This is a genomic window from Streptomyces profundus, from assembly GCF_020740535.1.
Lineage (GTDB): Bacteria > Actinomycetota > Actinomycetes > Streptomycetales > Streptomycetaceae > Streptomyces > Streptomyces profundus.
The window spans coordinates 4705490-4732059 of sequence record NZ_CP082362.1; the positions used below are offsets into that span (position 1 = coordinate 4705490).

The following is a 26570-nucleotide window of genomic DNA, read 5'->3' on the forward strand; positions in this document are numbered from 1 at the left end:
GGGCTGTCAGCGGTCGTCCAGCTCGACGAACCGGCTCGCCCACGCCCTGAAGCGATCGTCAGTCTCCTTTCGCCCGCTCCAGAGCGCGTGCGGGTCCTTCGGCGGCACAAGGCCGAAGTTCTGGTTCAACCAGGTGAGGAACTCATGGTGGCCGTCGCTGTGTTCCTCGACGTCTTCAGCGGCGAGAAAACCGAAGTCGGCGACGGGCTCGCTGTCGATGGCCAGAAGTTGGAACAGCTCCATCAGGTTTCGCGCGATCACATAGAGGTGCCCTTCGTCGCCGACCAGGACGACGGGCAACGTGGCAAGGTCGGTCCGATCGTCGCACCGCCAGAGCGCGTAGTCGGAGCCGGAGCCGTTGGCCTGCGCGAAGGGGACGAACCGGCTCAGGAACTCCGGATGCTCCGACCAGGTATGGAGGCCGGCGTCCGCGCCGTACTCGCGCAGCTCGAAACCGTCCGAGTAGTAGACCGGACCGATCCGCTCCTCGAACTCCTTGAGCAGGTTCAGCTCCGGGATAGGCGAGTACTTCTCGCTCACGTGGCCTCCTCGCTGGCCCGGGACGCCTGGCGCCGGTGCGGAAGTCTCGCTCTGGCCAGGCGATGCTATCCACACGGGGACAGCCCTGCCTCCTCCTGGCTGCCCAGACGAGGGGTGGACCCGCTGGCGTTCGAACTGTGCGAGGAGCGCGACGTGTTCGGGGAGCGCGGCCCGTGCCTTTCGTCGGCTCCAGGTGATGAGCCAGCCGCCGAGTCCCGCCGTCACCGGGGGCAGGAGCACGGCGGCGGGCATCGACACCCTGGCGAGGGCCCAGGCCCCGATGAGGGCGAGGGACATCAGGACGCCGAAGGCGAGGAGCAGTTGACGCCATGGGTGGTGGCGTTGCTGGTGGACGGCGATGCGGTAGGCGGCGGCGTCGTCGGGGGAGATGCCCGAGGGGGATGGTGGGCTGGGCCAGCAGGCGGCCCACCAGGCGCCGGAGGTGCGGTGGTGGTGGTCCGCCCAGGCCGCGCGACGTCGTGCTTCCTCGCTGTCGTCGCGGACGAACCTCATCCGGTACAGGACGGGTCGGACCGTCATGAGGTAGTCGTCGAGGGCGTAGCCGTACTCGTGCGCGATGGCGACCACGCGGGCGGGGGCGCGGTCGACGGTGAGCGAGACCTGCTCCCGCACGTTGAACGACCGGATGATCTCGTCGTCGTTCACCCGTCGCCTCCTCGCCGCCAGGCGTTCTCGAAACCGATGAGCGGCGGACCAACTCCGCCGTCTCGCCCGCCCGGGGCGCTGGGCTGCTGGGCGCGCTCGGTCGTGAGCGTTGCCCAAGGATATTCGCCGGGGCCAGGGGGTGGCGTGCGTGCGGGGGGAGTTGTTCGGTCCTGGCGCCCACGTGCCGCACGGAGCCCCTGCGTCCTCCCGTCGGCGTCCCTGCCCGTCATCGGCGTCGCCTCTTCTGAACCATGCCCGTGAACCTCACGAACACCACGTCCCCCAGGTCGTCGGGGTCGAGGGTGTTGTGGCGGAAGATCATCGTCTGCCCGACTCGTGCACCGGGGCCGGCCTGGTACATCGAGCTGTCCAGCCTCCGGCGGATCCTCACCCGCCCGGGCAGCTCGGCGGTGATCATGAGCGTGAGCGTGGAGGGGGCCAGTACCTCCGATGGCTCCTCGATCACCTCGTCGACCATGCCGGCGGACAGGTAGCCGGCGGCGAACTTCGCCTCGGTGAGATGGCCCTGCGCGTGGATCTCCAGGAACGCGGCGGCCACCAGCACCACCGCCGCCGCCCCCACCACCCACCAGACGACGCCGAAGGCGCTGTCGTCGCCGTTCATGTGCAGCAGCACCGCGACCCCCAACGCCACCGGGGGCAGCCCGATGGCGACGAACGTCATCCGCACCGCGAAGCGCTCTACGCGGGACCACCGGCGTGCGCGCGCCTTGGTCTCCGGGGTCTCCGGGGTCTTCGCCGCGCTCATGGGCGTGCCTCCTTCCTTCGCCCTCGGGCGTCCTCGTCCCCGCGTTCGACGAACCGGACGTCCTGCGGATCGTCCGGCCCCGCAGGCGTGTTCGTGCCGCGCCCGACGGCGGACGCGCGCCCGCGTCGCCGGGGTTCTCGCCGGACGCGTCCACTTTTCGACCTGCCGGTCACGGGGCGAACCTCCACTTCCCGTCCTCCCGCAGGAACGGCGATCCCGGCCCCGGCGTCAGCGGCCCGCCCTCGCCGCCGATGCGGACACCGTCGAGCACGTACCCGTCGCGCCACACCTCGTCGTGGGCCTCGGTGAGGAACACGACCGAGTCGGCGAGCTCCGGGTCGCGGAACGTGTACACCTGCCACGTGCTGCCCGGGGTGAACGCGTCGACCCAGGTGTCGTCGGGGGAGTCGGCCAACTGCGCGCTGTGCGGCCCGCCGTCCGCCCCGGTGTAGCGAAGCAGCAGCGTGTGCCCCTCGCCGTTGTCGGCGTTGAGGACGACGGTCGCGGTGCGCGGCGTCCGGTCGAGCGCCGGCAGGGGCCCGCGCGTCGCCCTCCGCAGATGCGCGAGCATCCGGACCATCAGCACCGCGGCGAGGGCGCCGACCGCGATCAGCGCCCACACCAGCACGTGTCCCCACCCGATCCAGGTCAGCCACAGCGTCACGGCGCCGAAGACGCCGCAGCCGCCGAAGACGAGGGCCGGGATGGCCCAGTCATGCCGGACCAGGAACGGCGCGTCCGGGCCGGTGCCCACGAACACCCGCGTCACGATCCGCTCGCTTCGTTCTCTCCGTGCCATGGGCCCAACTCCGTCGCTTCCGTGTCCAACAGCCCGTCGCAGAGGTGGTCCCGCGGATCGCCCCACCGCCCGGACGGGGGGTCACGCCCCACGGCCGCTCCGGCTCCGAGACCGTTCCTGTCGAGGCGTGCCCCCACACCGACGCGGGATCGCCCGGCCACCGCGTCACCGGTACACGCCGCATGTCGCCCCGCCTCCCGTCCGGTTCGGGATCGCCACGACGCGCTACCCGTTCTCTGCCATCCCGTTGGACGTGCGGAGGCGTTCCGTGCACGGCCCAGCGGGAGCGGGTGACATCCCTTCTGCCGGCGATGCTCTCCCGCGACCGGCCCTACCGATCACAGAACCGACTCGACGATGGAGGACACCCCGCCGATCCGCACCGGGGGGTGCACGTTCCCGACCGGTGACCGCTTCGGGAGACCGCGACGCGGGATCGGTCCGTCGGCTGGCCCGGCCCCGTGCCTGTGCGAAGCGACCAGGTCATGGGCGCCCAACGGGATGACCGGTGGTTCACCGGGCGGTGGAGCCGACCTCCCGTGCGTCGACGATCTCGTCCCAGTGCTCCGTCGTCCACGCGGAGACGTGGAGCAGTAGCTTGAGCAGGCTCCGCCCGAGGGACGTGAGGCGGTAGCCGGCCGGGCCGCGGGTGACGAATCCGTCCCGCTCCAGTGAGCGGAGAGCGCGAGTGAGCTCCTTGGGGCCGACGCGTGGCAGTTCCCGTCGGAGAGCGTTGAACGACGTGTGGCCGTGGTCGATTAGCCGTAGCACGAGAGGGGCCCACTTGTTCCGCATCCGGACCGGAAGCATCGACGACGGGCAAAGTTCGTCGTCGAACGGAATGGCAGTCGTCCGACGCATACGGCAAGGATAGGTACCCGATCGGGAACCGGACGTCGGCCTAACGTCGTGCCCATGTTGAACATCGTGATCTTTGGAGCCGGCGGCCAGGCCGGGGCCGCTGCGGCAGCCGAGGCGTCCGGACGTGGACACCACGTGACCGCTTTACGGAAGGCCGAGGCGGACGTCACCGATCCGCTGGTGGTGGCCCGGGCCGCCTCCGGGAACGACGCGGCTGTGGTCGCCGTCGCACCCTCTGACGGCGACCCGGTGGAGTTCTACCGTGGCGCGGCAACGAGCCTCGCGGCCGGCCTTCTCGAAGCGCGCGTCAGCCGCCTGGTGTGGGTGGGTATCGCGTCACTGCTCCCAGACGCCTCTGGAGTCGCCCCCGTTGACGCGGCGGCCTTCCCGGCGGAGTACCGCCCGTTCTCCCTCGGGCACCGTGCCGCGTTGGAGACGTTCACCCGGTCGGGCCTGGCGTGGACCGCCGTCAGTCCGGCGGGAGACTTCGACCGCACCAGCGTTCCCTACGCCGGCTACACCCTGACGGACGTCGGCACCCTCGGTGCACAGATCACCTACGCCGACCACGCCCGCGCACTCGTCGACCTTGCCGAGCGGCCTGGCGAGCGACTGGGCGAGCATGTCGGCGTTCTGCGACCACCCGGCGGCGCGGTCGTCGACGAGCACCGGTGACGCATCGCCACGCGTCGCCTTCTGCTGCGGGCCGACGGCGCTTGACCGAACGCCGCACGACCCGGCCGATCGCGCGGGTCGCGGCCGAGACGGCGACCTCGCGCTCGTGCGCGGCGGAGTGCGACAGCCGACGCCGTGGGGCTGGTGCCCCCGACCGTTCGGATAAACGAATGGTCGGGGGTGCGCGTGACGCGGCAGGATGCTCCGCATGACCTTGCCCACCCCCGAGTTGCACACCGCCCGCCTGCGGCTGCGGCCGTTCACCGACGCCGAGGCGGCGCCGCTCTACGCGCTGCACAGCAACGCCACCGTGCTGCGTTACTGGGACTCCCCGCCGTGGACCGAACCGGCCCGCGCCCAGCGCTTCATCGCGACCTGCCGGACCATCGAGGAGGAGGGCACGGGAGCGCGGGTGGCCGTCGACCGCCTCTCCGACGGCGCGTTCATCGGTTGGTGTGGCCTGACCGGCTGGAACCCGGACTTCCGCAGCGCGTCCCTGGGCTACGTCTTCGACGCCGCCGCGTGGGGCCACGGCTACGCCACGGAGACGGCGCACGCCGTCCTGCGGTGGGCGTTCGACACCCTGGACCTGAACCGCGTCCAGGCCGAGACCGACACCCGCAACGTGGCGTCCGCCCGGGTCCTTGAGAAGCTCGGCTTCGTCCGCGAAGGCACCCTCCGCGAGGACTGCGTCGTCAACGGCGACATCTCCGACTCCTGGGTCTTCGGCCTCCTCCGCCGCGAGTGGCCCCCGCCGGCCGACCGTTAGGACCGAGCCCGGCCCGCCTTTCGGCCCGCGCCCCGCCGGCGAACCAACGCGGCGGACCTGTGACGCCCGGCAACAGCCGGCCCGCAGAGCTGGGACGGCCAGGGCAACCTGGTCGCCCACGCCGACCCCGCCGGTCAGGTCACCCACTTCGAGATCGGCCACTTCGGCCTGGTCCGCGCCCAGTCACCCACACCGAGCACCGCATCTCACGCCTGTCCGGAGCCTCCACCGAGCCGCGCTTCAACATCCCCAACGACCCCTACTTCAACCAGATCCCGGTCCAGCGCGGTGAAAGCATCTACATCGACGCCGCTGAGCGCGACCGGCTCCGCGCGACCGCCGACCGCGACGCCGCCCTCACCGAGAAACCAGCCGCTGTCGGCAGAACTGATAGAAGCCCTCGCGGGCGAGGCGACGGGCGACAGCAGTGCGGAGCGGGGCGCCGTGCGTGGGGATCGGCAAGTGCCGGTCGCGGAACCGCGGCGCCCGACCTGGCGTCCCTGTGAGGGAAGTTGTGGGACTGCGGCCGGGCAACGGGCTAACGTTCCGGCAGGCGCGCGCCGTTGCAGCGGTGGAGGAGAGGCGCGCTCCGCGACCGGGGACGCGCCGGGAATGGAACGCTGGTCCGGATCAGGACGGCTGTCCTGGCGGATTCTCCTGGCGCTTGGCGGGTTCCTGGGTTACGGGCGTGTCACCTACGCGGTCGCGTCGCGATGCCCATCGCGCCAGCTCGCCAGCAGCCGGGACAGGAATGTTCGAAACGGGGGAGGCATAGCAGTGCGAGACCAGCTCCTGGGGGGCCGTTACCGGTTGGTGCGACAGCTCAGTGAGGGCGGAATGGGCCAGGCGTGGGAGGCGCAGGACGAGACGCTGGGCCGGCCCGTCGCGGTCAAGGTGATCTCCCTACTGGCCGGCGGCGGAAGCCGCGGCGAAGAGGCGCGCGCCAGGTTCCTGCGCGAGGCACAGATCACCGCCCGGCTACAGCACCCCAACATCGTGACCATCCACGACTTCGGCGAAACCGGCACCGCGGGCGACAGGATTCCGTTCCTGGTGATGGAGCTGATCCGGGGCGAGGGTCTGGACGCGATGCTGCGCCGAGGCGCCATCGCCCTGCCGGACGCGGCCCGATGGGGCGCGCAGATAGGCGACGCGCTCGCTGAGGCGCACAACGCCGGAATCATGCACAGGGACATCAAGCCGTCCAACATCCTCATCACACCTTCCGGCATCGTGAAGGTCCTCGACTTCGGCATCGCGCGAGGGGCAGACCCCTACGCGACCGCGGACCGCCTCACCCAGACCGGCTTCATCGTGGGCACACCCCCCTACATGGCACCCGAACAAGCCCGCGGCTTCCCCGAACCGCGCAGCGACCTGTACGCGTTCGGCTGCCTGCTCTTCGAGCTGATCACAGGCCAGCTGCCGTTCCAGGCCCCCGACACCGTGGGCTACCTCTCGGCCCATCTCACTCAGGAACCCTCCGCGCCCAGCGCGGTGTCCACGGACATCCCACCCGCCTGGGACGAACTCGTGCTCGCCTTGCTGCGCAAGGACCCCGAGCACCGGTATCCGAACGCCGCTGACCTCTCCCAGGCGCTACGGCACATCGACCACACACCCAGGCCCGAGTCTGTAGACGGCCGTACCCGACCCCTCACAGAGCCAGGCACGGTCCCTCTCCCGCCCACGGTCTCCGTGCCCGGGCAGCGGGGCCGCGATTCCACTGACGAGACACTCACCGTGAACGCCCTGCTGCCGCAGCAGTTCACCAACGACCTGGGCATCAAGTTCGCGCGAATCGCCGAGGGCACACACCACCCCCGTGAGGCGGGCCCCAGCCATGTGGCCCAGGAACTCACGCGCCGTGACTGTACCAATGTGGTGGCCGGTGTCTACGCGGAGCAGCCCGGTTCCCACGCCACGCCCGAGAACCCCGTCTACGTCTGCGTCCAGGTCTTCGCCTTCCCCGACATGCCGACCGCCCAGGACATGCTCGCGTACCTGAGCGGCAAGCCGCGTTGGGAGCTCACCATCTGGAGGGCCCGGGACGGGGGCGGCCTCGAACACTGCCCCGACAAGGTCTACCGCAGCTACCGCTGGAGTCAGTCCTGGCACCGCCACAGTTACGTGACCGTCGCGGTGGCCTACCGCGCCGACCTCACCAACGACAGCTCCATCAGGCCCTGGCTCACCGCAGCCGCCCGCCGGGCCGCAAGATCCGCCGCGCCGTAGCACCACCACAGCCCCGAGTGGTGCGCTTGGTCATGTCGGCGCGGGGTCTGGCCTGTCGCGGTGACAGGTGGGCAGGCGCCGGTCCAGGTCGCGAGGGGCGTTGTCCGCAGTTCGCGGACGCCTCAGAAGAGGCTCAGGCTGGCGCCGTCTCTGTGAGGTGCGTGGTGGTCGTGGTCGGGATGGCCACCATGTGGTGGAGCTTGCGTGTCTCCAGGCGGTGCCGGAAGGCGGCAGTGTCTCCCTGGCCGCCGTCGGTGATGACTTGGGGCACCTCGATGCCCCAGGACCTCGTTTCGTCGATCAGGTCGAAGGCCGGTTGCCACTTCTCGACACAGCCCACCTCGGCGGGGCGGCGCACTGCTTGCGGCGGGCCACTTTGGCCGGATCGGCCCTCCGTGGGTGGTGTCGAACACTCCGACGCCCACCCCCGGATTCACCCGTTATCACGACCGGACTTTGATGAGACTTCGAACCTGGTTGCGCGCGTCGGCCGCGCTGTGGCTCGCGCCGCCGGCGCTGGCGCTGATCGTGCTCTACTTCTACGGCGGTTACCTCGCCGACTACCGCCTGGGGGACCCGCGCCTGGGCTATGCGCCGCGCACCGTCTCGGCCGTGCTGCTCAGTGTCTATCCGTTGATCTACGCGACGGCGGCGGCGCTCGGCGCGTGGGAGAGCGGACGACTGCGGCGGGACGGGGTCTGGGCGTTGGGCCCTGCCCGTTCCCGAGCCAGCCTGATCGCACAGGCACTGGCCCCGGTGTGGCTGTTGGCCGGCCTGATGACCGGCCTTGCCATCGGCCTCGCCCTGGGGCACGAGGGGCAGGCACCTACCGTGGTGAGCCTGGTGTTGCCCGGGATGGCGTGGGCCCTCGCTGTCGCCCACTCGCTCATCGGCTTCGCGGCCGGGCTGGTGCTGCCCCGCATAGTGGTGGCGCCCGTGCTCGCGCTGGTCGTCTTCTACGCGGTGGCAGCCGCCTGGTCCTATGAACCGTTCTGGCTCCGGCACATATCAGGCCAATACCCTGGGGAGTTGGGCTTCGGTCAGCTGCCGACGACGGCTTCTGTCGGGGCGCCCGTGCTGTTCGCCGGCGCCATCGCGCTCGGCCTCACCCTGTTGACCACGCCAGTCTGGCGGCCGGCGTGGCGCGTGGGGTGCGCGGTGGCCGGTTGCCTGGCGATGCTCGGGGGAACGGTCGGCGCTTATGCCATGGTGCGGGACTGGGGGCACTCGCCCCCGACCTCGACCGGTCACGCGCAGGTGCGCTGCGCCGGTGACGAGCTGCCCGTGTGCATGCCTGCGGCGACCGCTGGCGACCTGCCCACCGTTCGCGCCGACATCGGCGAGACGCTGCGGCTGCTGACAGACGCGGGTGTGGCCGTCGAGCCGCCAGCACGGGTGGAGGACCGATTGATCGCCGAGGGCGAGAGGGCACCCGACACCTGGCGCCTCCCCCTCACCAGTCTGCACTCCGCCGACACGACCCGGCTGGCCGTCGTCGACACCGTCGTCGTCTTCCCCTGTGCTGAACCGGACGGCACCACGGCGCGCACCGTCATGCTGTGGGCGGCGGGCGTCGCGGGCGTCGCCGACGACTACCTACGGCGCCAGCGCGAGGAACTGCTGGTGTACCAGGACGGGGCCCGGATACTTGAGGAGATCGAGGAACAAGCGGTGGCGGTGACGGAGCTGTCGCCAGCGGAGCAGGCCGACTGGTACCGGAACGCGCTGGCCGCGGCCTGTGCCTCCGGCGAGAGCGCGGGTGTGGCCTGATGTGGTGGTGGCTCAAAGCGCGGCGAGTGCTCTCCGTCCTCCTGGTGGCGCTCGGCGTGTTCACGGCCGCCGTGATGGTGCTGGGGGATGCCACGGTCGAACTGCCCTCGATCCTGAGTGGGTCGACCAATCCGGTGCTCTTCGTGCTGATGGCCCCGATCCCCGTTGTCGCCGCCCTCGAACTCAGCCTCGGCTCCCGGCTGGTTGAGGCGGAGGAGACCGCTACCCGACGCGTGCGCGCGCTGGACGCCGGCCTGGTCATCGGCGTCTGCGCGACCGCCCTGGCCGTCGGTGGCGCGGTCCATCTGCTGGCGGGCAACGACCACGCCGTGGCCTCCGGCCGTAACGTCGCCTTCCTGACCGGACTGCTGCTGTGCGTACGGGTCTTCGTCGGTCAGCCGGCGATCGCCGCGCCGGTGCTCTGGGTCTTCGCCGTGATCTTCGTCGGCTACTCCGGGGGTGGGCACTGGGCGTTCTGGACCGTCCTGCCCAAGCCCGGTGGCGACGCCCCGGCGGCGCTCGCCGCCATGCTCGCCCTCACCATCGGCCTCCTGCTCCACGGCACGGTCCGCTGGCGGACCGTGGCCCATTCCATCACCTGAGGACCCATGACTCTCCAACTCCGCGCCTGCACCTACGCATACCGCCCATGGGCCCGCCCGGTACTCAGCGAGCTCGACTACCGGCTGCCGCCGGGGGTGACCGTGCTGCTGGGCCCGAACGGCGCCGGCAAATCCACCCTGCTACGGCTGGCAGCCGGCGTCACCCGCCCACGCAAGGGCAGCGTCAGCCTGGACGACCTCCCCTCACAGGCCCGCGCCTACCGCGGCGCCGTCGCCTGGATGCCACAACACATCACCGCCATGACTGCCCTGACCGCCCGCGAACAGGTCGCCTATACCGGCTGGTTGAAAGGCATGAGCCGCACCGACGCCTGGACCGCGTCGGCCACGGCCCTGGCCAGAGTCGACCTCGCCGACGAAGCGGACACCCGGGCGCGCCGCCTGTCCGGCGGACAACTGCGCCGGGTGGGTGTCGCCGCCGCGCTGGTCCACGGGGCGCGCGTACTGCTCCTCGACGAACCGACCGCCGGCATGGACCCCCGACAGCGACGAGTCTTCCGCGACGTGCTGGCCACGCTGACCGACGAGGTGACGGTGCTGCTCTCGACCCACGATGTCGCTGACCTCGCTGAAGAATCCGACCATGTCACGGTCCTGGAGGCGGGACGTATCCGTTACACCGGGAGCACCGAGGGCTTCCTGGCCCACGCTCCCGCCGACGCCGTCGCCGGCCGCCGCGCGGAAGCGGCCTACACCGCGCTGAGCGAAACCACGGCCTGAGCCGAAGGCCCTCGACCATACGTATCGAGCAGGCGCAGCTATCGTCCCTACGTTGCGCTGAGGGCCCCTCCGCCACAGGTCAGTTGCTGCGCACCCTCACGTTTGCCCACCGTGCCTCAGCCGCGCCGCGCACCACCACGCCCGCGCCGACGGAGACCGCGACGTGCTTCCGACGGCACGGTTCGCCGGCCGAGTCAAAGGCCGACTAAGTGACTGCGGTCTGCTGTGCGACCGCTGCCCCTGGCGAACTCGCGGCATGCCCCGAGCGCACGTTCGGCGCCGGGTGCGTTCCCACGCCGCTACCGCCCCGCCGACGCCATTCTGAGCAGCATCCGTGCGGCCGTTCCAACACCTCGCAAGGGGAGCCAGTGGGGAGGGGGCTCTCGCTGAGGTTGGTACGGCCGGTACTTCCCGCCGTGCCCTCGGTATTCGCTGGCCCGCCCGGGGGCGTCTCGGTACCGTCCATGGCGTGAGGTGATCCGTTGCGCGGCACGTGAAATGCCGCGCATGAGGCCGAAGCCGTCGCCGTGCCCGGCGGCGGTTCCCTTGTCGAATCCGGAGAACCTCACCACCATGTCGTCACACGCCACGTCGCCCAACGGCGGCCCGCCCGGCCACCCCGCCCCGGATCCCACTGTCTCCTCGAATGACGAGCGCCGGCCGGTACCGAGCTGCCAGGGGATCTCCGCCGCACTGGCATCGCACTGGGCTCTGCCTGGTGCCGAGGTAACGCCCCTGATGGGCGGCATGAACTCCGCGACCTGGAACGTCCGTCTCAGGGACACCCGATGGGTGGCCAAGGCCGTACCCCGAGGAATGCCGGAGGGGCAGTTCCTCTACGGCCTGCGTCTGTCGGTCCAGGTGGAGGAGGCAGGCATGCTCGCTGGCGCACCCGTGCCCACGTCCGCTGGACACCTGACGACCGCGGTCGGCGGCCACGCTCTCGCGCTCCTGCGCTGGGTAGCGGGCCGCGAACTCCAAGGCCACAGCAGCAGCGATACCGCGCTCATGGGCGCGACACTCGCCCGCGTCCACGGCATCCTCGGCACGGAACCGGTCACCCCGGGGGAGGCGTGGTCGCAGTTCGACCTGCTGGCCGACAGTCCCGATGACGCCGCCCTGAACCTGCGGCCGTGGATCCGACCAGCCATCGAAGCGGTCACGGCGCGACTGCGGCGACTCCGCCCTGAGACGCTGACGTGGGGCCCCGTGCACGGCGACCCCGCACCCGAACACTTCCGGTTCGACCCGTCCACAGGCAACCGCGGTCTCATCGACTGGGGCGCGGCCAGCTTCAAGCCCCGGATGTACGACGTGGCCACGGCGGTGATGGACGCCCACGGCCCTGACCGCGCGCAACCCCTCCTCCGCGCCTACCTGGACCAGGACGTTCTGCCACGCGCAGAGATCGAACGCGCGCTGACACCGATCCTGGACTTTCGGTACGCCATCAACGCCCTCTACTACGCCGGGCGGATCCTGCACGGTGACGTCACCGGCGTCGACGCCCCTTCCGGAAACGAAGAACGCTTGGAGGAGGCACGCCGGTGGCTGGCCTGACCGCCAAAAGGAATCGTGCCGCCGTCATCTGGACCGCAATGGAGCGCTCGCGGCGATCATCTCAATGATCACCGCGCCAACCCTGTGCCGCTCATGCCCGCGGGGGAATTCGATCCTAAAGGTTGTCCCGTAAATGACCTCGGGTCTGCTGGCTGACCTGCTTGTCTGCTGGTCAGCCGACGAGGGTGAGGTTATGCAGGCGGGCGATGCCGAGCATGGCGTGGTGGACGCCATCGCCTTTCAGGCGGCAGTCGCGGAGGATCTTCCAGGTCTTCATGCGGGCGAAGGCGTGCTCGACACGTGTCCGGACCCTGCAGTGGGAGGCGTTGTGCTCCTCTTCCCAGGCCGGTAGATCGGCTTGGCCGCGTTCACGGCGGTGCGGGATGATCAGGCCTGTGCCCTGGTAGCCGCCGTCGGCGATAACGGTGGTGCGGCCGGCGGAGTCCTTGGCGCCGGACAGTTCCCAGGCCTTGCAGTCGTTGCGGTTGCCGGGCAGCGGCCGGCCGATGGCGACGATGAGCCGGGTGTCGGCGTCGATGACGACCTGGTGGTTGGTGGAGTACCGATAATTCTTGGACTGCTCGGCCACCTGGTGGTCGCGGGTGGGGACCAGGGTGCCGTCCACGATCAGCACGGTGTCCTTGCGGAACCTCTTGCGCTGCTGGAGCGCGAGTGCCGGGCCGAGGCGATCGATGATGCGGTCCGCGGCCGACTTCGACACTCCGAACAACGGCGCCAGCTGGCGCAGGGTGAGGTTCGTGCGCCAGTACGCGGCGACCAGCAGGACCCGGTCCTCCAATGGCAGGCTCCAGGGCCGGCCCTTGCGGACCGGATCCGCCCCCTCCCGCCGCAGCGCGGTGACCAACTTGCCGAACTGCCGCGCGCTCAGCCCGGTGAACGGGGCTATCCAAGACGGCTCCGACGCCGTGATCACACTAGCCACACGGTGATCATTCCACTGTGCGCAACAGGCCTATCCCCGCCGTCAGGGCTCCGGGATGAAGGCAGGCTCGATCCCCATCGCGGCAACGCCCTCGCGCACGGAGCGGTCGAACTGCTTGATCGCCGCTACCAAGACGTCCCAGGTGACGGGAGAGGTCCAGAAGTCCGGCGTGTAGATGGAGCCGACCCGCCAGCCGTCATCGGAGTGCACGATGCGGATCAGCCCCTCCTCCGCCTGCATCGAGTCGAGCTCGAATTCCTCATGGCCGGCAGTTGGCCTCTGCAGCCAGAGCGCCAAGTAGTACGCCAGCTCCGCCACGGGGAACGCCTCTTCGGACCACACCACCTGCCCCTGCTCCCAGATGGAGAGCTCTGCCTCGATGTCGAGGAGAAGCACTGCCAGTGGAGCCTCTTGCGGGGTGAGTCCGCGCCGCGGCAGATCCGACAGTCCAAAGTTCCGGCAGACGAGCCGCACCGCCCGGCCTCCATGCGATCTGAGGCCCTCAGCACGTCCGGGCCACCCAAATGCGCAGAACGTTACCAAGTCACGTCTGGTGCCCCAGCCGACCCTCGATTAGCGGGACAACCCTTAGGCTTGGCCCGCCGAGGGCCTGTCGAGCAAGGGGTATTCCTGGCGAACTGCGGTGAGGCGGCCGTTGAAGGTGATGTCGTGGGCGTTGAGCGCGTTCTTCCAGCGGCTGGTCGCTTCGGGAGTGGCCCGTGCATTCCATGGTGCGGTGTGCGGTAGGCGACGGTGTCAGTTGTCCGCGTCGGGCCTGGATGCGCTACGCCAGACCGTCAGGTCGATGTTGACATAGCTGCTCGGTGAGTTCGTCCTGGTCACACGCTCGTTGAGGGTGACCAGGGCGATGTCTCCGCGGGCGGTGGTGACACAGATCTGGATGCCGGGGGAGATGTAGTTGGAAACGATGTCATTCGTGAAACGTGTCTCCGCGCGACAGACGTCCAGGGATCCGTCCTGTCCTGGCTCCAGGAGGACCATGTTGTTGTCCGGCTCGGTGCTCAACGACGAGTTGGTGAAGTACGAGTAGCTGAAGTCGCCTCTGCCGTGACCACCGTTGTCGACGGGGCGGGGAGTGGGCGGATCGTCCGTGAACAGGATCATGTACCTCGCGGGAATGTCGATGTCCGCATAATCCTCCGGCTCGGGGTTCGGGTCCGGCTGCTCGGTGGGCTCCGGCTCCGGCTCCGGCTGTTCGGTGGGCTCGGGGTCCGGCTCCGGCTCGTCGCTGGGTTCCGGGCTGGTCGGTGAGGGCGACGGCTCCTCCTGTCCGCCGTCTCCCCCACGGGTGTCCGCATCGTCGTCACCTCCGCTCCCGGCCTCGACACCGTTGTCATCGCCGCCCAGCACCATGGCACCGATGGCCCCGCCGGCCAGCGCCGCGCACAGGCCGGTGGCGAGCAGGAACGCCACGAGTCGCCCACGCCCCCGGCGCTGGGCGGTGGCCGGGGGCAGTGTCCCCGGGCCCCAAGCGCCCGGCGGCGGGACGGCTGGTCCGGGCGCGGCGGGTGCGGGTACCGCCGGGGGCAGCGAGGTGACCGTGGAGAGGTGGCGTTCCACCTCGGCGGCGACGGCTGGAGGCAGCCATCCGTCCGCGGACTCCGGTGCGTCGACCAGCAGCCGTTGGCACTCCTCGACCACCTCCGCGGCCGTGGGGCGTTCCGCCGGCTCCCTGGCCAGGCAGCGGGCGGTCAACTCCCGCAGGGCGGGCGGCAACCCCGCCAGATCGGGTTCCTCGTGCACGATCCGATACAGCACAGCGGGCGGCGGGCCGTCTCCGAAGGGTGGGCTGCCAATGGTGGCGAAGGCCGCGACCATGCCGAGGGAGAAGATGTCCACGGCGGCCGTGGCCGTTTGGCCCATCGCCTGTTCCGGTGCCATGAACGCGGGCGTGCCGGCGGTGAATCCGCTACGGGTGAGCGAGGTGAAGTCGAGTGCCCGGGAGATGCCGAAGTCGATGACTCTCGGACCGTCCTGGGCAAGTAGCACATTCGACGGCTTGAGGTCCCGATGCACCACACCCGCGCCGTGGATCCCCCGCAACGCCTCGGCGATGCCGGCCAGCAGGCGAGCCGCGGCGGGCAGTGGCAGCGGGCCATGCGTCCGGACGGCGGCATACAGGGAGGGGCCCGCTACGTATGCGGCGGCGAACCACGGCCGCGGCCCTTCCGTGTCGCTGTCGATGACGGGGGCCGTATAAGGGCCTTGGACACGCTGGGCGGCGCGTACCTCCTGCTGAAGCCGCTGCCGAAAGTCGGGATCCGAGGCCAGCTCCGGATGGATCACCTTGATGGCGACCGGCCGCCCTCCGGGCGTGTGTGACAGATAAACCCTTCCCATTCCCCCTGCGCCAACCCGGTGCGTGATCCGGTAACCAGCTATGGACGGCGGGTCGTCAGCCGCTAAAGGAGTCAACACGTGGTAACCCTAGCGACTTCGGCGGCCGTTGACACGAGCGCGATACCAACTGAAATCGAACCGAGGGAAGCGTTGTTCGCTCTCGGAAAACAGCCATGCTCGTGAATCCCGGACCCAGGGGGACCAGTTGATGACAGGACACTGAAAACGAAATCCCCTTACGGAGATATACAGGGGTGTGCCCGGGGTCTGGTGGCGCCGAGGTAGTCGTCGCCTGGGTAGCGGTGGCATTCTTCGCGGACGAGTTCGCCGGGCTTGGGGCGCTGATCATGTGGCCGTTGCCGGTGCGGATGCCGACGTGGTGGATGTTGTGGGGGGTGCCGTAGAAGAGGAGGTCGCCGGGCATGCGGGGGCTGGCGGGAGTTGGGGGCTGGCGGCGTGTTGGTAGGCGGCGGTGTAGGCGGCTTGGGTGAGGCCGGAGCCGTCGAAGCCGGGGTGGGAGGGCGGTGTAAGGCCGCATCTCATGCCCGTTCCGGCACCTCACCTTCAGGCCCGCCGCCCAGCGATGAACCCGTCACGTTGCCAACCCTCTGGGCTGATGAGGACCGGCGACGTGCCGCTCGCCGGCCGCCTGATGGGCGCGCCGCGAACCCTCCGCGGTTGATGAGGACCATGAATGCCCTCCCTGTGACTGCCTGTCTCACCGTATGTTGCGAACCCTCCGGGATTGATGAGGACATGCCGGCGGCGATCCACAGCAGCGGGGCCGCCAGCGGTTGCGAACCCTCCGGGATTGATGAGGGCTCGAGGCTGACGGACCACGTCGGCGGGTAGCGCCGGGGTTGCGAACCCTCCGGGGTTGATGAGGACCCGAGTGTAAAGCCGCTGGTTGGGAAGCGGGTCTGGGTGTCGCGTGGGGGTGAAAGTGCAGCGGTCTGACGGTAGTGCAACGTTGCAGGTCAGAGGGGTGAGTGGGGCGCCGCGCAGGTGGTTGGGGGAGTGGTCCGTGGGGTGTTGGGCTGATGGAGCCAGCCTAGCTCTGGTAGCAGGGGCCGCACTTGGAATGCTGACCAGCAGATGGTAGAGCCACAGCCTTGGTGGGATCCCTGTGCACGCGGGGGCCCGGCCGCAGTCCGGTTGGAGGTGTCCGCCTCTGTCGGCGTATAGGTCCTTCGCTATCGCGCCCACTCCTGGAGCCCGCTCCCTCTGCGCGTCTGGAGCCGCTGGAATCTCGTGCCCCTTTCGGCGGATCAAGGCCAACCAGCCGCGCGCACGGGTGATGACCGGAACGGCCTCTGTCATCCGGCCGGTCCCGTGGGCGACCGTCCGCTCGGCATGGTTGTCGGATCAGCGGGGCCGCCATGCCCTGAGGAGTTCGTCCGGCCCGAAGACCGCCTGAAGGCCGGAACAGGTGGCGCCGTTTCGGGAGGCCGCGACGAGCGGGATCGGTTCGTCGGTGAGCGCGGCCCTGTGCTTGTGCAGGGCGGCCAGGTCATGGGCGTCGAAGGGGGCCGTCTCAAGCCACTTGACCGAACCCAGGAACAGCAACTGCTTCGCCACGGGTTGCCGATCCGCACCCACGAGGTCGATCTCGACGTCGTTGCTGCGCGTCCAGTACCCGCCGACAGCGGGGGCGGCGGGCAGTTCGCCGTCCGGCAGGATCCGGGCGAGGGACTCCCTGACCAGGGGTTCGACAGCACGTCCCCGCCAACTGGTCCACCGCTCTCGGATTCGGGCCAGGGTGAGGTCGCCCCGCATGCGCTCGATCTCCGCCATGTGCGGATCGAGGAACGCCAGCCAGAAGCGGAGGTAGGGGTCCGCCACCCGGTAGCGGCGCTCTTTCGAGGGATGCAGGGAGATCGGAAGTTCGGCCGCCACTACACGCTTGTCGATCAGCAGGTTGGCTGCCCTGCTGAGGGTGCTGTGGGCGATGCCGCCGGCGGCCCGAGCGATGTTGGTGAAGGTCCGCTCGCCCGATCCGATGGCCCGCAGTACGTCCCTGCCCAACGCCTGCGGTGGGAACTCGGCAGCGAGCGAGCGCTCGGCCGAGACGAGGAGAGCGGAGATCGGGTTCTCCAGGGACGCGTCCAGGAAGTCCCACATCGAGGCTCCGGCCTGCCATTCCCGGCAGATCAGCGGCAGCCCGCCCGTGATGAGTGCGGCGTCGAAGGCGGCGGCCGGTTCCAGGTCGAGCATCTCGCCGATGTCCGCCGGGGTCAGCGGCCCCACGACCATCTCCCGACCTCGCTGGTGGAACGGACGGTCGTAGCTGTCGAGTGATTCCATCATCGAGAGATCCGAACCGACCAGCAGCAGCAGGACGGGCTTGCGGCTGAGCAACCGGTCCCAGGCGCGCTGGAGCATCCCCTCGAAGGCGTCGACGCGTTCCATGAGGTAGGGGACCTCGTCGATCACGACCACGCTCGGGGCGTCATCGGGCAGAATCTCTGCCAAGAGCCGAAAGGCCGCGTTCCACTGGCTCGGCGTTTCCTCTGTGAAGAGCGAGCGATCTGGCAGGGAGGAGTTGGCAACGGCATCGACCAGCTCCGCCAGCTCGTCTTCCGCGGAGCCGCCGGCGGCGGTGAAGAACAGATGGGGGACGGCTGCCCGGGCAAGGAACTCCTCGACCAGAGTGGACTTCCCCACGCGCCGCCTACCCCGGATGAGCAGGCACTGGCCCGGCTGGGCCGAGCCGGCCTCGGCGCTGACCTCGTCGAGCGTGCGCCGCAACGTGCGGAGTTCCTGGTCCCTACCGATAAAGCGGTGCATGAGAGGCGATCCTGTCGTTGCAGCGTCATTGCGCGACACCCTAGATAGTATCGGCAGCGATACTATCTGCTCCGCAACTCTTCTCCAGGCGTGTGACGCGTCGCGACCTCCGCCGTCGCTACGTCCCCCACCCCGTGGAACGCCAGCGCGAGCGGAAGCGGGCTGCGCGAGGCCGTCGGCGGCTCCGTCAGAGGAGAGCTGGCGGAAGCCGAGACCCGAGCCGCAGGGGGCACCCGGCGTGCTCACACCGAGCGCGAGGAGCAGGCACGCAGGACCGCCGGTCCGTCCGGGCTGCCACGTGAGCGACGGGCGGGCGCCGCGGCTGCGCGCTGGTTGCGAACCCCCCAGGGCTGATGAGGGCCCGAGAGTAAAGGTGCTGGTCAGAGTGGGTAGACGGGGCTGCTCTTCGGGGTGGGGTGCAGCGGGTCGGCGGTGGTGCGTCGGTGCTGGTCAAGGGGGGTGTCGAGGTGGCTGGGTGTTGGTTTGCGGTGCCAGCCTCGTTCGGGAGCCCGAGGTGTGGGCCAGCCTTGGCGGACTCGCTGTGACTGGAAGCTCGCTATCACAACTAGGCGAGCTTCGTCTGCATTTAGGTGTTTTCGTCCGCTGGCTCGTCGCCTGCGACTATCTTGCACTGCGTGTCATCGCACCACTGCTCGCGGTGATGTGCGGATGAGTCTATCGATCCTGCCGTGGGGGTGTGGTGAGAGTTCGCGTGGACGTCGCGGCGGATGTGCCGGTGGTGCCGTGGGAGGAGGTGCATGGGCCGGCGCGGGGGGCGTTGTATGGGCTGTTGTCCGAGGTGGAGCCGGAGTTGGCGCGGTCGTTGCATGACGGTGGGTGGGGTGGGCATCCGTTGCGGCCGGTGGGGATGACGAGTCCGTTGTTCAGGGGAGCGCCCGTGCGGGCGGGGGTTTTCACGACATCGCAGGATGGCTCGTTGTGGTTCGGGTCGCCGGTGCCGGAGATCGCTTCCGCGTTGGTGCGCGGGCTGGCGGCGCGGTCGGAGATTCGTTGGGGCTCGGCGCGGCTGTCGATCCGGGGGGTGGAGCTGGAGCAGGCGGACCAGGTGGCCGACGGCAGGGAAGACGGGTTGGTGGAGCTGAGTTCGGTGACCCCGGTGGTGGTGAAGCGGGAGGGGCGGTATCTGTTGCCGGGCGACGAGCACTACGTCGAGCGGTTGCGGCACAACCTGGTGCACAAGGCGGATGTGTTGGGTCTGCCGGCGCCGCGTGGGGTGTGGGTGGTGGACGCGGGGCCGAGGCGGCGGTTCACCGTGCGGGGGGCGCCCAGGATCGGGGCCCGCGTGCGGGTGGCGTTGGAGGCGGACCGGCGGTTTGTGGCGGCGGTGCGGTGCTGGGGGCTGGGGTTGGACACGGTGCAGGGCTTCGGGTGGGTGCGGTGAGCGTCGCCCAACTCCCGGTGGATCAGGGGGCGTTGGCGATGTCCGGTCATCCGTTGCAGCGCGCCGGCGCCTGGGCTGTGGCGGTGTTGGCGGAGCGGGCGAGCCCGGCGGAGGTGACGGGGCCCGACTTGGCGCTGGTCGCGGCGCGGATTGCCGAGGACGCGTCCCGGGCTGCCGTGGCCGACAAGGGCACGGCAGCCTACGACTGGTGGAAGGTCCTCTTCGCGCTCTATCCCAATTCCAAGGCCACGCACAGCAAGCGGGCCAAGGACCGGGACGCGCTGCGGGACGCGATCCTGGAGTTGTTCGCTCCGGAGCCAGAAGGGGAAGGCAGGCCGCGCCCGTGTACGTTCTGCGGCGTTTCCGCGAGGGCCGTCTGGTCGAAGTCGAATCTTCCGCTGTTCGACACCAACAAGATGCTGAACACGCTGCCCCCCGGGGTGCCCGGCTGGCCGGTGTGTCGTGGGTGTCGGGTGGCGGCCTGGGCGTTGCCGTATGGGGCGTGGGTGACGGCTGGTTCGGCGACGGTGTTCTCCTGCGAGAGCGAGGTGGCCGAGCGGCGGTTCGCGGAGCGGAACGTGTTGCGGGCCCGGCGGGTGATGCAGTTGGGGTTCGAACGGCTTGGGGTTGACGGGCGGCCGGAGTTGGTGGCGCTGCGGGCCCTGCGGCACGCACGGGTCGAGCTGTCGGCGTCCACGTTGTGGAGTTTCAAGAACGACAACCAGGAGCCGTGGCTGCGGGTGACCTATACCCGCAGGGCCGTGCCGCGCTTTCTGGCACTGGTGGAGGGGAACGCGCCGCTGCGGCGCGGCTGGCGGCTGTTGGAGATCGCGCTGACCCGGCGCGACAAGCAGGGCGCCGTGGTCAGCGGCGGTGCGGCCGAGGCGGCGCGGCTGGTGTTCGAGGTCGAGGACGGTCGCGGTCGCTCCTTCCTCTGGGAGCTGCACCGCCTGTTGACCGGCTCGGAGCATCGCTGGACCCCACAACACGCGACGTGTCTCGCGCGACTCGCCATGACCTATGCCAAGGAGGTGCTCGGGATGGATCCGGATCTGAAACCGGTGACGCAACTGCTCGTGGACTGGATCGAGCACGGAGGGAGTGGCGGGCCGAGGGGGCGCTGGGCGGAGTATCAGCGCGTCGCCCTCAACCCCTATGAGCTGGGCAGGGTGTTGCACAGGGCGCAGAGCCGGCTCTTCCTGGACGGCCGCGAGATCACCGCGGACGGGGAGCACTGGAAGCGCCTGATCCAACGGCATCCCCGCGCCTGGGAGCAGCGGCTGCTGCTGAGCGTCGCCGTGGTGCAGGCGCTCCAGGAACGAAAAGTGCGGGTGAACGACAAGCCGGCCGACGCTGAGGAAGCAGAGCAGGTGGCGGCGCTCGAGAAGCAGATCGACGAGGCGGCCATCCTGGCCGACGACTCCCTGGGGGCGATGTAATGGCGTATCTGGCCGGGAAGATGGTGTTGTCGGTGCGGGCCGCCGCGCCGAACAACGGTCGTGGTGAGCCCACCAAGGCCAAGGTGAAGACCGTGCGCACCCATGAGGGCACCTTCCCCTATGTGTCGGCGCAGGCCGTGCGGCGGTGGCTGCGGGAGAGCATGGTGGAGATGGGTTCGGTGCCTTCCCCGGTGACCCGGGTCGGCAAGGCACAGAACAAGGCACAGAAGGCCAACACCGAGGCCAATCCCGCCCGTTACGCCGACGATGACCTGTTCGGCTATATGAAGGCCGGCCCCAAGGGGGACTCGGAGGCGACGACGCTGCGGGACAGCCCGTTCATGTTGGGCACCCTGCTGTCGGTGGCGCCGACCCGGGTCACGGACGACTTCGGGGTGATGGCGCGCGGGGTGAGCGAGCCGGTGCTGCACGAGCACGAGTTCTTCACCGCCGACCTGGCTGCCCCCTTCCTGCTGGATCTGCCGCGCGTCGGCACGTTCACCCTGCCCACCAAGACCGGGGTGGGACGGCCCAACTACCTGAGCCAGGAGGCCGCGCTCCAGGTCGCCGAGGCGGCCTCGGCCGGGGCGTCCAGCGTGACGTTCCGCGACCAGCCGGCGGTGCGGTTGCCGCTCGCCGAACGGCGGGAGCGCGCCGCGCTGTTGCTGGAGGCCATGGCGCAGCTGAGCGGTGGGGCGAAGCAGGCGCTGCACTACGGGGATCGGGTGCCGGATCTGCTGGTTCTGGTGCCGTTCAAGGGCGGGGTCAACCCGCTGGCCCATGTGGTGGACGGCGAGCCCGGCCGTGGCCTGCGGGTGCGCGGTGACGTGCTGCTGGCGGAGTTGGAGGCGTGGGAGGGCGAGTGGCTCTCCCCGGTGCGGGTCGGCTGGCGGCCGGGCTTCGCCGACGACCAACGGGAGACCTTCGAGCGGCACTGCAAGGAGAAGATCGAGGCGGGCGAGATCGTGATCGGTCATCCCCGGACGGTGTTGCGCGATCTGGCGGCCGAGCTGCGCGACGGTGAGCTGGACATGTGGTTCGAGGATCCCGAACGGTGACCGTGACGCTGGAGCGGCAGCCGTTGCCGGCGTGGCGGTTGGCGTTCTTCGCGCCCGTCGCCTCGTTCCGCGACCCGCTCTTCCCCGGGCTGAGCCGTGGTCTGCCGCTGCCTCCGCCCTCGACGGTGCGTGGCCTGCTGGCGGCGGCGACGGGGGAGTTGGCGGAGACGCTGCCCTTCGGGATGGCCGCCCGGGTGGAGGGCAGGGGCGTCGATGCCGAGACCTACCATCCGGTGCTGTCCAACGCCACCAACCCCACGGTCGGTGGCCGGGCCCCGGCCGCCAAGGGCGGGATGACGCTGCGCGACCGGCCTTTCCTGGCGGGCGTTCACCTCATGCTGTGGCTGCCGGGTGAGGAGGGCGAACGCGTCGCCCGCGCGCTGCGACGCCCCCGTTGGGCCCTGCGGCTGGGCCGTTCCCAGGACATCGTCCACCCGAAGGCCCGTGACCGCGTGCTGCTGGAACCGGCGGCGGAAGCCGCCGTTGGCTATGCCGTTGCCCCGCTCGGCGGCCACGACGGCGGCTCGGCCCGGTCGGTGCGGATGGCCTCCAGCGTTTCGCCGGACCGGCTGGCCACCCGTTGGGCCGAGTACCTGTGGTGTGACGCGCCCGGCCCGGTCGGCCCGGTGCGCGGCGCCTACCGCGAGACGGGTTCCCACGAGGGCCAGGCCGTCTGGCTGCTCGAACCGTGAATCGCACCGTGACCGGCACGCCCGGGGCACGTCCGCTGACCCAGGTTCTGGCCAAGTCCAAGCCCGTCGAAGACCCCGAGCGGCTGACATCCCACTCCCTCACCGTCTACGAGACCGTCTCCCAGGTGGAGGCCCGGATCGGCCAGGCCGGGCTGCTGGCCGCGGAGCCGGACTTCTGGTCACGGGTGCGGCGCGCCGCGCTGCTTCACGACGCCGGCAAGATCGCGGAAGGCTTCCAGCGGCAGGTACGGCCCGGTGGGCCGCTCTGGGGCGAGCGGCACGAGGTGCTGTCACTGGCCTATGTCGATCTGTTGGCCACGGCCGGGCGCTGGCCGCATCACGACCATCTGATGATCGCCACCCTGGTGGCCACCCACCACCGCCCACTGTTCTCCGGCGAGGCTCCGCGCGGCAAGCCCAGTCTCGACGCGCTGTACACCTCGGCCACCCGCTGGGACGAGGCGTTCACCCGCACCCCGGACCCCAACGGCGGATCCACCGTCCAGGTCCAGCGCGGCACCCATCGGGAGTCGCTGGCCTGGTTCGCCGGGATGCTCCACCTCGACCCGCCCGTTCCCTCGCCCGATGACCCGACGCTCGCCCAACGTGCTCGCCTCTCCCTGGCCAGGCTCCTCGTCGCCTGGGAACGGCCGGTCGCTCCCGAACGTGGCCTGCTCGCCGTCCTCGCCCAGGGTGCGGTGACCCTCGCCGACCGCGCCGGCTCGGCCCATGTCGCACTCCAGCCCCATCTGCCGCTGACCGCCGACTATCTGGCCCGCCTGCCCCACACCCCCTACCCCCACCAACGGCAGGCCGCCGCCAGCGAAGGTCATCTGCTGCTGGTCGCCCCCACCGGCAGCGGCAAAACCGAGGCCGGCCTGGCCTGGGCCGCCAGCCAACTCGCCCACCTGCCAGGACTACCCCGCGTGGTGTGGACACTGCCCTACCGCGCCTCCCTCAACGCCGCCCGACGACGCCTCACCGCCACGTTGACCCCGGCCCCGGGACAGCGACAGCCCGATATCGGCCTGTTGCACGGCACCGTCGCCCACACCCTCCTCACCGAATCAACCCAGGACGACTGCGCCCCCACCCAGGCCCACGCCACCAAGGCACGCCAACAGGCGGGCGCCATGCGCCTGTTCGCCCAACGCCTGCGCGTCGCCACCCCCCACCAACTTCTCAACGGCGCCATCGCCGGACCGGCCTACTCCTCCGTCCTGCTGGAACAGGCCAACTCCCTCTTCGTCCTCGACGAACTCCACGCCTACGAACCGGAGACCTTCGGCCGGATCTGCGCCGCGATGCGCCTGTGGGAACGCCTCGGCAGCCGCACCGCCGTGCTCTCCGCCACCCTCGCCCCACCGATGATCGACATCGTCCGCGAGTCCCTCACCCAACCCGTCACCCTCCACCGCGCACCGCCAGGAACCAGCCCCGTCCGGCACCAACTCGCCCTGGACGACGAGCCCATCACCGCGTCTGCCGGCATCGACAGACTGCGCGGCTGGCTGACCGAAGGGCACAGTGTGCTGGTCATCGTCAACCGGGTCGCCAGCGCCCAGCACCTCTACGCGCTCCTGGCGGACGACGCCCGCAAGGCCCGCCCTGACGACCCCGACGCGGCCCTGCTCCTCCACTCCCGCTTCAGAAACCGCGACCGCGCCGCCATCGAGACCCGTCTGCTCAAGCGTCACCCCGAACGCGCAGTCGGCGAGCGGGCGGCGCGCGGCGGGCTCGTCGTCGCCACCCAGGCCGTCGAGGTCAGCCTCCAACTCGACTTCGACCGAGGCGCCGTCGAATGCGCCCCCATCGAAGCCGTCGCCCAACGCGCCGGCCGCGTCAATCGCCGCGGCCGACACCCGGACGGCGCGGTCGAGTTCCGCGTCCACCGCGCCGAGACCGAACGCCCCTACGCCAAGGGCGCCATGGACGCCTCCTGGCGCGCCTTGACCCGACACGTCGAGACCGGCTCGGCGGCCCTCAGCGAAGAGACCATCGACACCCTCCTCGCCGACGCCTACGACACCGCCTGGGGCCGTAGCTGGGCAGAGGAGGCCCGAAGGGCCCGCGACGAGTTCACCGAAACCTTTCTCACCTTCACCGACCCCTTCCACGACCGGGGCGAGTTCGCCCACCGGCTCAGCGAACAGTTCGACAGCGTCGAAGCCGTGCACGAGGACGACGCGCCCGAACTCCACACCCTCGTCAAGGGCCCCGACGGCGACCCGCTCCTCGCCTCCGGCCTGCTGATCCCCCTGCGCTACACCCAACTGCCCGCCTACCGCGCCCGATACGACCGAACCCTCCACGTCCACGTCATCGAGGGCCGCTACGACGAAACCCTCGGCCTCATGCCGCCCGAGGAACCGGAGACCGTCCTGTGAACCAACCCCCCTCACCGGACGAGGGCCCGGGTTCCGATGACGCCCCGCTCGGCGGCGTCCACCTCAAGTACCTCCACCACTGCCCCCGCCAACTCTGGCTCTACACCCACGGCTACCGCCCCGAACAGCGCAGCGACCTCGTCGCGTTCGGTGAAGTCATCGACGAGACCACCTTCACCCGCCGCCGCGACATCGACCTCGGCGAAGCGAAGATCGACTGGGTCACCGCCGGCGCCGTCATCCACGAGACCAAATCCTCCCGCGCGCCAGCGCCCGCGCACGCCGCCCAGGTCCGCCACTACTGCCTCCTCCTGGAACGCCGGGGCGTCGCGGTGCGCGGCGGCGTCGTCCACTACCCCCTCATCCGCCGCACCGTCGACGTCCCCTGGAACGACGAAGCCCGAGACCAGGCCCGCCAGGACGAGGCCCTCGCCCGTTCCGTCATCGCCGCCCCCACCACCCCACCCCGCCTGCCCCGCCGCGAGTGCCGGGGCTGCTCCTACCTCGACTACTGCTGGGGAGACTGATGCCCGCCGTTGGCCGCACCTACTGGCTGACCGAGCCCTGCCGCATTCGCCGCGAGGACGACAGCCTGCGCATCGAACGCCCCGACAACACGCCTGTGCGCATCCCCATCACCGACGTCCGCGACCTCATCGCCTTCGACCACGTGGACATCAACACCTCCGCGCTGTCCATCCTCAGCCGCAACGGCGTCAGCCTCCATGTCCTGGACCACTACGGCAACCACGCGGGCCACTTCGCCCCCACCGACGCGATGTCCTCGGGCCCCGTCCTCCGCCGCCAGGTCGAACTCACCGCCGACCCCGACCTACGTGCCACCATCGGCCGCGCCCTGATCCTCGCCGCAGGCGAGAACCTCCGCTGGTCCCTGGACACCGACCACCTCGACCCCGCCCTCGCCACCCTCCGCGCCAAGCTCCCATCCTGTGACGAACGGGACGCGATCATGGCCCAGGAAGGCAACTACCGCCGCACCGGCTGGGCCGTCCTCGACACCCAACTCCCGCCCTGGCTCCGCCTCAACGGCCGCACCCGCCGCCCACCCACCAACGCCGGCAACGCCTTCATCAGCTACCTCAACACCCTCGTCTACGCCCGCGTCCTCACCGCCATCCGCAGCACGCCGCTCCACCCCGCCATCGGCTTCCTCCACGCCGACACCGACCGCCGCCGCAACACCCTCGCCCTCGACCTCGCCGAACCATTCAAACCCCTCTTCGCCGAACGCCTCCTCAAACGCGCCGCCAGCCAGAAACACCTCAAACCGTCCGACTTCGAAACCGAGGTCGGCAGGGCATCTCTGAGCAAGAACGGCCGCAAGAAGGTCGCCGTCCTGATGCGCGAGGAACTCGACACCACCGTCTACCACCGCACGCTGAAACGAAAAGTCAGCTACGAGGAACTCATCCACCTCGAAGCCCTCAAAATCGTCCGCCTATGCCTCGAAGACAAGCCCTACAAGCCGTTCCGGCCCTGGTGGTGAGCGCGCC

At 70.1% G+C, this 26570-nt stretch carries 24 protein-coding genes; 14 read left to right on the forward strand and 10 right to left on the reverse strand.

What is annotated here, in order from left to right:
- Nucleotides 1-6: 6 nt before the first annotated feature.
- From K4G22_RS20735 to K4G22_RS20750, 4 genes are all read right to left on the reverse strand, one after another.
- Nucleotides 7-1206 carry a hypothetical protein gene (locus K4G22_RS20735; protein ID WP_228081796.1) on the reverse strand — a complete coding sequence of 400 codons (1200 nt, stop codon included), beginning with the start codon at nt 1204-1206 and terminating at the stop codon, nt 7-9.
- 226 nt (nt 1207-1432) lie between these two features.
- A complete protein-coding gene (locus K4G22_RS20740; protein ID WP_228081797.1) occupies nt 1433-1975 on the reverse strand; it encodes a hypothetical protein in 543 nt (180 codons plus the stop codon).
- Nucleotides 1976-2144: 169 nt separating this feature from the next.
- Nucleotides 2145-2774 carry a hypothetical protein gene (locus K4G22_RS20745; protein ID WP_228081798.1) on the reverse strand — a complete coding sequence of 210 codons (630 nt, stop codon included), beginning with the start codon at nt 2772-2774 and terminating at the stop codon, nt 2145-2147.
- A 513-nt stretch (nt 2775-3287) separates the two neighbouring features.
- The gene (locus K4G22_RS20750) at nt 3288-3635 is read right to left on the reverse strand and encodes a winged helix-turn-helix transcriptional regulator (RefSeq protein WP_228081799.1); all 348 of its coding nucleotides are present in this window, start codon (nt 3633-3635) and stop codon (nt 3288-3290) included.
- A gap of 54 nt (nt 3636-3689) precedes the next feature.
- On the opposite strand from K4G22_RS20750, the gene K4G22_RS20755 reads away from it, so the two are divergent.
- The 3 genes from K4G22_RS20755 (at nt 3690) to K4G22_RS20765 (ending at nt 7314) form a co-directional block, all read left to right on the forward strand.
- Nucleotides 3690-4310: an NAD(P)-dependent oxidoreductase gene (locus tag K4G22_RS20755; protein ID WP_228081800.1), complete on the forward strand. Its 621-nt coding sequence runs from the start codon at nt 3690-3692 to the stop codon at nt 4308-4310.
- 208 nt (nt 4311-4518) lie between these two features.
- A complete protein-coding gene (locus K4G22_RS20760) occupies nt 4519-5079 on the forward strand; it encodes a GNAT family N-acetyltransferase (RefSeq protein WP_228081801.1) in 561 nt (186 codons plus the stop codon).
- 777 nt (nt 5080-5856) lie between these two features.
- Nucleotides 5857-7314 (forward strand): serine/threonine-protein kinase, encoded by a 1458-nt coding sequence (locus K4G22_RS20765; protein ID WP_228081802.1) that lies wholly within the window; start codon nt 5857-5859, stop codon nt 7312-7314.
- 133 nt (nt 7315-7447) lie between these two features.
- Here the strand turns inward: K4G22_RS20765 and K4G22_RS20770 are convergent, their stop codons facing one another.
- Nucleotides 7448-7672: a transposase gene (locus K4G22_RS20770; protein WP_228081803.1), complete on the reverse strand. Its 225-nt coding sequence runs from the start codon at nt 7670-7672 to the stop codon at nt 7448-7450.
- A gap of 101 nt (nt 7673-7773) precedes the next feature.
- Between K4G22_RS20770 and K4G22_RS20775 the strand changes: the two genes are divergently transcribed.
- The 4 genes from K4G22_RS20775 to K4G22_RS20790 all read left to right on the forward strand — a co-directional run bounded on the left by K4G22_RS20775 (nt 7774) and on the right by K4G22_RS20790 (nt 11987).
- Nucleotides 7774-9084: a DUF7224 domain-containing protein gene (locus tag K4G22_RS20775; protein WP_228081804.1), complete on the forward strand. Its 1311-nt coding sequence runs from the start codon at nt 7774-7776 to the stop codon at nt 9082-9084.
- A 26-nt stretch (nt 9085-9110) separates the two neighbouring features.
- On the forward strand, nt 9111-9686 hold the full coding sequence (locus K4G22_RS20780) for a hypothetical protein (protein WP_228081805.1): 576 nt from the start codon (nt 9111-9113) through the stop codon (nt 9684-9686).
- A gap of 6 nt (nt 9687-9692) precedes the next feature.
- On the forward strand, nt 9693-10427 hold the full coding sequence (locus K4G22_RS20785) for an ABC transporter ATP-binding protein (RefSeq protein WP_228081806.1): 735 nt from the start codon (nt 9693-9695) through the stop codon (nt 10425-10427).
- A gap of 738 nt (nt 10428-11165) precedes the next feature.
- Nucleotides 11166-11987: a phosphotransferase gene (locus K4G22_RS20790; protein ID WP_228081807.1), complete on the forward strand. Its 822-nt coding sequence runs from the start codon at nt 11166-11168 to the stop codon at nt 11985-11987.
- A gap of 172 nt (nt 11988-12159) precedes the next feature.
- Here the strand turns inward: K4G22_RS20790 and K4G22_RS20795 are convergent, their stop codons facing one another.
- From K4G22_RS20795 to K4G22_RS20815, 5 genes are all read right to left on the reverse strand, one after another.
- Nucleotides 12160-12930, reverse strand: a complete 771-nt coding sequence (locus tag K4G22_RS20795; RefSeq protein ID WP_228081808.1) for a transposase — start codon at nt 12928-12930, stop codon at nt 12160-12162.
- A gap of 42 nt (nt 12931-12972) precedes the next feature.
- Nucleotides 12973-13404: a DUF7878 domain-containing protein gene (locus tag K4G22_RS20800; RefSeq protein WP_228081809.1), complete on the reverse strand. Its 432-nt coding sequence runs from the start codon at nt 13402-13404 to the stop codon at nt 12973-12975.
- Nucleotides 13405-13686: 282 nt separating this feature from the next.
- The gene (locus K4G22_RS20805) at nt 13687-15369 is read right to left on the reverse strand and encodes a serine/threonine-protein kinase (RefSeq protein ID WP_228081810.1); all 1683 of its coding nucleotides are present in this window, start codon (nt 15367-15369) and stop codon (nt 13687-13689) included.
- Nucleotides 15347-15829, reverse strand: coding sequence for an NlpC/P60 family protein (locus tag K4G22_RS32010; protein WP_228081811.1), 483 nt, complete (start codon nt 15827-15829; stop codon nt 15347-15349). The genes K4G22_RS20805 and K4G22_RS32010 overlap by 23 nt, the downstream gene beginning before the upstream one ends.
- Nucleotides 15830-16656: 827 nt before the next feature.
- Nucleotides 16657-18078, reverse strand: coding sequence for an ATP-binding protein (locus tag K4G22_RS20815; RefSeq protein WP_228081812.1), 1422 nt, complete (start codon nt 18076-18078; stop codon nt 16657-16659).
- A 700-nt stretch (nt 18079-18778) separates the two neighbouring features.
- Between K4G22_RS20815 and cas6 the strand changes: the two genes are divergently transcribed.
- From cas6 to cas1b, 7 genes are read left to right on the forward strand one after another with little or no spacing between them, the layout of a single operon-like run.
- Nucleotides 18779-19480, forward strand: a complete 702-nt coding sequence (gene cas6 / locus K4G22_RS20820) for a CRISPR-associated endoribonuclease Cas6 (RefSeq protein ID WP_265590239.1) — start codon at nt 18779-18781, stop codon at nt 19478-19480.
- Entirely contained in the window at nt 19468-20919 is a 1452-nt protein-coding gene (locus K4G22_RS20830) for a hypothetical protein (protein WP_265590240.1), read from the forward strand. Before cas6 ends, K4G22_RS20830 begins: the two co-directional genes overlap by 13 nt.
- A complete protein-coding gene (gene cas7i / locus K4G22_RS20835; protein ID WP_228081813.1) occupies nt 20919-21977 on the forward strand; it encodes a type I-B CRISPR-associated protein Cas7/Cst2/DevR in 1059 nt (352 codons plus the stop codon). Before K4G22_RS20830 ends, cas7i begins: the two co-directional genes overlap by 1 nt.
- Nucleotides 21974-22669, forward strand: a complete 696-nt coding sequence (gene cas5, locus K4G22_RS20840) for a CRISPR-associated protein Cas5 (protein ID WP_228081814.1) — start codon at nt 21974-21976, stop codon at nt 22667-22669. Before cas7i ends, cas5 begins: the two co-directional genes overlap by 4 nt.
- Nucleotides 22666-25056, forward strand: coding sequence for a CRISPR-associated helicase Cas3' (gene cas3, locus K4G22_RS20845; RefSeq protein ID WP_228081815.1), 2391 nt, complete (start codon nt 22666-22668; stop codon nt 25054-25056). Before cas5 ends, cas3 begins: the two co-directional genes overlap by 4 nt.
- Complete coding sequence (locus K4G22_RS20850) at nt 25053-25583, forward strand: CRISPR-associated protein Cas4 (RefSeq protein ID WP_228081816.1); 531 nt, start codon at nt 25053-25055, stop codon at nt 25581-25583. The genes cas3 and K4G22_RS20850 overlap by 4 nt, the downstream gene beginning before the upstream one ends.
- On the forward strand, nt 25583-26563 hold the full coding sequence (gene cas1b / locus K4G22_RS20855) for a type I-B CRISPR-associated endonuclease Cas1b (RefSeq protein WP_228081817.1): 981 nt from the start codon (nt 25583-25585) through the stop codon (nt 26561-26563). The genes K4G22_RS20850 and cas1b overlap by 1 nt, the downstream gene beginning before the upstream one ends.
- Nucleotides 26564-26570: the final 7 nt, after the last annotated feature.

Coding starts and splice junctions, on each gene's coding strand:
- K4G22_RS20785 (WP_228081806.1), top strand. CDS start 9,693: ATGACTCTCCAACTCCGCGCCTGCACCTACGCATACCGCCCATGGGCC.
- K4G22_RS20790 (WP_228081807.1), top strand. CDS start 11,166: ATGGGCGGCATGAACTCCGCGACCTGGAACGTCCGTCTCAGGGACACC.
- K4G22_RS20745 (WP_228081798.1), bottom strand. CDS start 2,774: ATGGCACGGAGAGAACGAAGCGAGCGGATCGTGACGCGGGTGTTCGTG.
- K4G22_RS20750 (WP_228081799.1), bottom strand. CDS start 3,635: ATGCGTCGGACGACTGCCATTCCGTTCGACGACGAACTTTGCCCGTCG.
- K4G22_RS20775 (WP_228081804.1), top strand. CDS start 7,774: ATGAGACTTCGAACCTGGTTGCGCGCGTCGGCCGCGCTGTGGCTCGCG.
- cas7i (WP_228081813.1), top strand. CDS start 20,919: ATGGCGTATCTGGCCGGGAAGATGGTGTTGTCGGTGCGGGCCGCCGCG.
- K4G22_RS32010 (WP_228081811.1), bottom strand. CDS start 15,829: ATGCGGCCTTACACCGCCCTCCCACCCCGGCTTCGACGGCTCCGGCCT.
- K4G22_RS20815 (WP_228081812.1), bottom strand. CDS start 18,078: ATGCACCGCTTTATCGGTAGGGACCAGGAACTCCGCACGTTGCGGCGC.
- K4G22_RS20760 (WP_228081801.1), top strand. CDS start 4,519: ATGACCTTGCCCACCCCCGAGTTGCACACCGCCCGCCTGCGGCTGCGG.
- K4G22_RS20755 (WP_228081800.1), top strand. CDS start 3,690: ATGTTGAACATCGTGATCTTTGGAGCCGGCGGCCAGGCCGGGGCCGCT.
- K4G22_RS20740 (WP_228081797.1), bottom strand. CDS start 1,975: ATGAGCGCGGCGAAGACCCCGGAGACCCCGGAGACCAAGGCGCGCGCA.
- cas1b (WP_228081817.1), top strand. CDS start 25,583: ATGCCCGCCGTTGGCCGCACCTACTGGCTGACCGAGCCCTGCCGCATT.